Below are 5,112 nucleotides of genomic sequence, written 5' to 3' on the forward strand. Positions count from 1 at the left end.
GCTGCACCCGGCCCAATGCCATTCTCATCGCCACCCGGCTGGAGATGGTCCACCCGGCGCTGCGCCAGGAAGGCGTCCGCCTCGTCATCGCCGCCACCCGGCGCCTCCCGGCCGACGGCCTCGACCCACGCATCAAGAGCCTCAACTACCTCAACAACATCCTCGCCCGCATGGAGGCGACCCAGGCCGGCGCCGACGAGGCGGTGCTGCTGAACAGCCAAGGCCGGGTGGCGGAAGGGAGCGCCGAGAGCCTCTTCATCGTCCGTGACGGCGCCTTGGCCACCCCGCGGCCGGTAGACGGCGCCCTGGCGGGGATCACCCGTGACCTCGTCCTGGCGCTGGCCGCCGAGCTGAATATTCCCGCCCGGGAAGCACCGCTGACCCCCTATGACCTCTACACCGCCGACGAGTGCTTCCTCACCGGCACCGGCGCGGAGCTGATCCCGGTGCGCGAGGTGGACGGCCGCCCCTTGCGGCACTGCCCGGGCCCGATCTTTTCGACCCTGGCCAGGGCCTTCCGGCAGTGTATCGAACGGGAAACCAGAGGAGAGAAACCGACATGAACCAGGGGCCGACAATCATGCCACGGGAGCTGATCCTCAAGGCAAAGGACATTGAGGAGATGGAGGGAGAACGACGAATCCACTTCCTGAATCCCAATGCCGACAGAATACGGAAATCGCTGGGAGACGCAGTGGGACTCGACAACATCGGTGTCCACCTGATCCAGGTGGAACCCGGAAAGGACATGACCGAGTATCACAAGCACTATTATGAGGAAGAATGTATCTATGTCCTTTCCGGCGAGGGAACACTGGTCATCGAAGGCGAGTCCTTCCCCTTCGGGGAGGGTGACTTCGTCGGCTTCCCTGCCGACACCGCCGCGCATGCCCTGAAAAACACCGGCTCGGACACCCTGGTCTGCCTGGTCATGGGACAGCGCCTGGAACAGGATGTCGCAGACTATCCAAACCAGGGCAAACGCCTGTACCGGAACAGCGGTAAATGGGATCTCGTCGATCTGGATGCCGTCATCGATCCAAGAACCAAGGTATAACTCTAGACTGAACTGACTTTCTGCTGCGCACGCTATTCTCAGGTCATCGGGAGGTGAAGAACCAAGGCACGCAACCCCTGAACTGGGTCTCACTTTCGATGACTCTCACGTGAGCATTTTCCTTCCCTGACACAAACTGGATGATCTGCAGCGGTTGATCATCGAGCAGACTGGACATCCCGTAAACCAGGAGGCGACCATAAAGTCGAGATTCAATGAGCCCCGAATCGTAGCGATCCTGAACGAGGCAGATGCCGGGATGCCGGTGAAGGAGGTGTGCCGCAAGCATGGCATCAGCTCCCCGACCTACTATCAAGTGGAAGGCGCGCTACGGAGGCCTTGGGGCATCGGAGCTGAAGCGGCTCAGGGAGCTGGAGCATGAAAATGCCAAGCTCAAGCGCATGTATGCGGACAAGGCCATGGAGGCCGATGCGCTCAAGGAGCTGATCGAAAAAAGCTCTAGGGCCGCACGAGAAGCGTGCGACCATCGGGTTATCGCGCTCTGCCTGGTATCGACCGCCGGTCCGACTGGGGCCGGCGTGACGCGGAGGCCATCGAGGCATTGGGTGGCCTGGCCGAACAGAAGGCGGGGCTTGGATTCTGGAAGCTGTACGACCGCCTCCGGCAGGCCAGACACGACTGGAACCACAAGCGCCTGTAGCAGATCTACTGCGATTTGCGACTCAATCAGCGCCGGGGCGATTGATTCGGACATCGGACCGGTGTGATAGACGGCCTGGCCTGCCCGCCTGTCGCACCGGCACCTGCACACCACCCTGCTGCAGAACGGAAGCCGGGAAGGAGATACCGGAGATGCTAGCTCGCCTGGCTCGTCCCGTGTTCCTTGCGGTCTCACAATCGTCCGGCCCCGTTGCTCAATTTTAAATGTCATCCCTGGCTCTCCCTGATTCGGCTTTCCCTTCCCTGCCCTACTCCGCCGGCGACAACCGCCCGTCGCGCAGTTCCAGCACGCGATCCATGCGCGCGGCGAGCGTGGGATCGTGGGTGACGACCACGAAGCTGGTGCCGATCTCGCGATTGAGGGCGAGCATTTCCTCGTACACCTGTTCGGCGGTGTTGCGGTCGAGGTTGCCGGTGGGTTCGTCGGCGAGCACGCAGGCGGGCCGGGTGACCAGGGCACGGGCGATGGCGGTGCGCTGGCGTTCGCCGCCGGAGAGTTCGCCGGGCTTGTGCGCGAGGCGCTGGCCGAGTCCGACGCGTTCGAGCAGCTCGGCGGCGGCTGTGCGGGCGCGGGCGACGGTCTCGCCGCGGACGAGCAGCGGCATGGCGACGTTCTCCAGCGCCGAGAACTCGGGCAGCAGGTGATGGAACTGGTAGACGAAGCCCAGCGCGCGGTTGCGCAGCCGGCCGCGTTCGGCATCGCCGAGACTGGACATCGCCTGCCCGGCGACCCGTATCTGGCCGCGGGTGGGCCGGTCGAGGCCGCCGAGCAGGTGCAGCAGGGTGCTCTTGCCACTGCCGGAGGCACCAACAATGGCCACCCGCTCGCCGGGGGCGACGGCGAGATCGACATTCTCCAGCACGGCGAGGTCCACCGAGCCCTGGCGGAAGACCTTGGCCAGCCCTTCGCAGGCGATCACGGCATCACTCATAGCGCAAAGCCTCCGCGGGCTGGGTGCGCGACGCGCGCCAGGCCGGATACAGGGTCGCCAGCAGGCTGAGCAGCAGGGAAAAGCCGGCGACCTGCCACACGTCGTTCCAGTGCAGCTCGGAGGGCAGCTCGCTGATGTAGTAGACATCGGCGGGCAGGAACTGCACCTCGAACAGGCGCTCGATGGCGGGCACCAGGGTCTCGACGTTGAGAGCGAGGCTGACGCCGCCGACCACGCCGAGCAGCGTCCCGAACAGGCCGATGACCGCGCCCTGCACCATGAACACGCCCATGATGCTGCGCGGGGTCGCGCCCAGGGTGCGCAGGATGGCGATGTCCGACTGCTTGTCGGTGACCACCATCACCAGCGTGGAGACGATGTTGAAGGCGGCCACCGCGACGATCAGGGCGAGGATGATGAACATGACCCGCTTTTCGGTCTGGATGGCGCGGAAGAAGTTGGCGTGCCTGCGAGTCCAGTCGCGCAACCTGAGCTGCGGCGGCAACTCGGCGGCCAGTTGCGCCGATATGTGCTGCACCTGGAACAGGTCGCGCAGTTTCAGCCGCAGCCCGGTGACGGTATCATCCAGCCGGAACAGACGCGCGGCGTCCCGCAGGTGCACCAGCGCCACGCCGCGGTCGTACTCGTACATGCCGACCTCGAAGATGCCGACCACGGTGAAGCGCCGCAGCCTTGGCAGGGTACCGGCGGGCGTGACCATGGCCTGCGGGCTGATGACGGTGACCCGGTCGCCGAGGGTGGCGCCGATGGCATAGGCCAGCTCGCTGCCGAGCACGATGCCGAACTCGCCGGGGCGGAGATCGGACAGCGCGCCCGCCTTCATGTGCCTGCCCACGTCCGACACCTGTGGTTCCTCCTCGGGCAGGATGCCGCGCAACAGGGCACCGCTCACCCGGCCGGACTCGGTGAGCATGGCCTCGCGTTCGATATAGGGCGCGGTGCCGACCACCTCGGGGTGGCGCTCTACCCGGGCGCGGAGCCCCTGCCAGTCGCGCAGCCGACCGTCGTAGGCGGTCACGGTGGCATGCGCGGCCATGCCGAGGATGCGGCTGCGCAGTTCCTGCTCGAAGCCGTTCATCACCGACAGCACCGTGATCAGCGCCGTCACTCCCAGCGCGATACCCAGTATGGAAATCAGCGAAATGAAGGAGATGAAGTGATTGCGGCGCTTGGCGCGGGTGTAGCGCAGGCCGATGAAAAGTTCGTAGGGACGAAACATGAGCCGGAATTAAAACATACCTTGCGCGACGGCGTCATCGCGCATAGGATAGGCGCATGCGTCTTTTCGTCCGCGTGCTGGTTCTCTGTCTCGTGCTCGGCAACGTCGCCTGGGCGGCGGATGCCGACCTGTCGGCGTCCAGCCAGCCGCTGGCAGCCAGCCAGGCGGACAAGAACACCAACCATGATGACGGCACCAAGTGCGATCCGGCCGTGTGCCACCACTGCGGTCATGCCAGCACCCATTTCCTCGGCGTGCCGTCGCACGTGATCTCCATTTCCGCCATCCCCGCGCGGCTCCGCGCACCCGACAATATGTGGCCGGTCACCGAACGCTCGGCCGCGCCGCCGACCCGGCCACCCGCAATCTGAAACCTTTGCGTTGCTGACGCTGTCACTGTTCCGCACAGTGCGCCCCCTCCGTTCCCAATAGGAGCCATCCATGTGGTACACCCTTGTAAGGCGAGCGCTGCTGCTCGCCTGCCTGGCGCTGAGCGCGCCGGGCCTCCAGGCCGCGGAGACGCCTGATCTCTCGGACGTCGCCCGGCAACTGATCGAGGAACATCCGGCCATCGAGGCCGCTCGCCAGTCGGTCGCGGCCGCGCGCGCGGAATCCACGGCCCTGTCCCGGCCCCTGTACAACCCCGAGCTGGAACTCGAGTACGAGGATGCCAGCGACCGGGTCCGGACCCTGGGGCTGAGCCAGACCCTCGACCTGTCCGGCAAGCGCAAGCGCCGCAGCCGTACCGGCCGCGAGGGGCTGGTGCAGGCCCGGGCCGGCCTGGACGAGACCCGAGAGGCGCTGCTGGCCCGTTTCCTGGACGATCTTTCCCGCTGGCATGCGGAAACCGCTGCCGCGCAGCTGCAGGAGCGGCGACTCGAGCTGCTGGGCGAGTTCGTGGCGCTGGTGGAACGGGCGCATGACACCGGCGATGTGGGCCGCAGTGATCTCGATCTTGCCCGGCTGGCACTGGCCGAGGCGGAAATGGACGCGGCGGGCATCCGCTCGGCCCGGCTGGCCGCGGAGGCGCGGCTGAAGGCCCTGTTCGCGAACCCGCCGGCGCACTGGCCCGCCCTCCCGGCCCTGCCCGCCCTGCCGGCCGAGGCCGGGGACCGCAACGGCCTGCTGGCCCTGCTGGACCGCTCGCCCCTGCTCCGCCGGGCGCTGGCCGAAGCCGCGGTGGCCGAGGCCCGGGTCGGCGA

The 5,112-nt window shown here is 66.5% G+C and carries 7 protein-coding genes and 1 pseudogene; 6 read left to right on the forward strand and 2 right to left on the reverse strand.

The window, feature by feature from the left end; genetic code table 11:
* The 4 genes and pseudogenes from MVF76_RS03805 to MVF76_RS03815 form a co-directional block, all read left to right on the forward strand.
* The coding region (locus tag MVF76_RS03805; RefSeq protein ID WP_297527465.1) for an aminotransferase class IV at positions 1 to 563 on the forward strand (563 nt) is incomplete at its 5' end.
* Positions 560 to 1,057 (forward strand): cupin domain-containing protein, encoded by a 498-nt coding sequence (locus MVF76_RS03810; RefSeq protein ID WP_297527466.1) that lies wholly within the window; start codon positions 560 to 562, stop codon positions 1,055 to 1,057. The genes MVF76_RS03805 and MVF76_RS03810, both read left to right, overlap by 4 nt.
* A gap of 199 nt (positions 1,058 to 1,256) precedes the next feature.
* Positions 1,257 to 1,471: pseudogene (locus tag MVF76_RS13040) on the forward strand (transposase); the annotation flags it as partial.
* A 64-nt stretch (positions 1,472 to 1,535) separates the two neighbouring features.
* Positions 1,536 to 1,718 carry a hypothetical protein gene (locus tag MVF76_RS03815; protein ID WP_297527467.1) on the forward strand — a complete coding sequence of 61 codons (183 nt, stop codon included), beginning with the start codon at positions 1,536 to 1,538 and terminating at the stop codon, positions 1,716 to 1,718.
* A gap of 268 nt (positions 1,719 to 1,986) precedes the next feature.
* Here MVF76_RS03815 and lolD read toward each other — a convergent pair whose 3' ends face one another.
* Positions 1,987 to 2,670, reverse strand: coding sequence for a lipoprotein-releasing ABC transporter ATP-binding protein LolD (lolD, locus tag MVF76_RS03820; protein WP_297527468.1), 684 nt, complete (start codon positions 2,668 to 2,670; stop codon positions 1,987 to 1,989).
* Complete coding sequence (locus MVF76_RS03825) at positions 2,663 to 3,910, reverse strand: lipoprotein-releasing ABC transporter permease subunit (RefSeq protein WP_297527469.1); 1,248 nt, start codon at positions 3,908 to 3,910, stop codon at positions 2,663 to 2,665. The genes lolD and MVF76_RS03825 overlap by 8 nt, the downstream gene beginning before the upstream one ends.
* A 56-nt stretch (positions 3,911 to 3,966) precedes the next feature.
* Here MVF76_RS03825 and MVF76_RS03830 point away from each other — a divergent pair, with 56 nt between their 5' ends.
* Complete coding sequence (locus tag MVF76_RS03830) at positions 3,967 to 4,281, forward strand: hypothetical protein (RefSeq protein ID WP_297527470.1); 315 nt, start codon at positions 3,967 to 3,969, stop codon at positions 4,279 to 4,281.
* 70 nt (positions 4,282 to 4,351) lie between these two features.
* Positions 4,352 to 5,112: TolC family protein (locus MVF76_RS03835; protein WP_297527471.1), on the forward strand; the 761-nt coding region annotated here is incomplete at its 3' end.

Source organism: Thiohalobacter sp. (assembly GCF_027000115.1).
GTDB lineage: Bacteria > Pseudomonadota > Gammaproteobacteria > Thiohalobacterales > Thiohalobacteraceae > JALTON01.

Bases quoted from the DNA above. Each gene is read 5' to 3' on its own strand.
- lolD (WP_297527468.1), bottom strand. From the start codon at position 2,670: ATGAGTGATGCCGTGATCGCCTGCGAAGGGCTGGCCAAGGTCTTCCGC.
- MVF76_RS03830 (WP_297527470.1), top strand. From the start codon at position 3,967: ATGCGTCTTTTCGTCCGCGTGCTGGTTCTCTGTCTCGTGCTCGGCAAC.
- MVF76_RS03810 (WP_297527466.1), top strand. From the start codon at position 560: ATGAACCAGGGGCCGACAATCATGCCACGGGAGCTGATCCTCAAGGCA.
- MVF76_RS03825 (WP_297527469.1), bottom strand. From the start codon at position 3,910: ATGTTTCGTCCCTACGAACTTTTCATCGGCCTGCGCTACACCCGCGCC.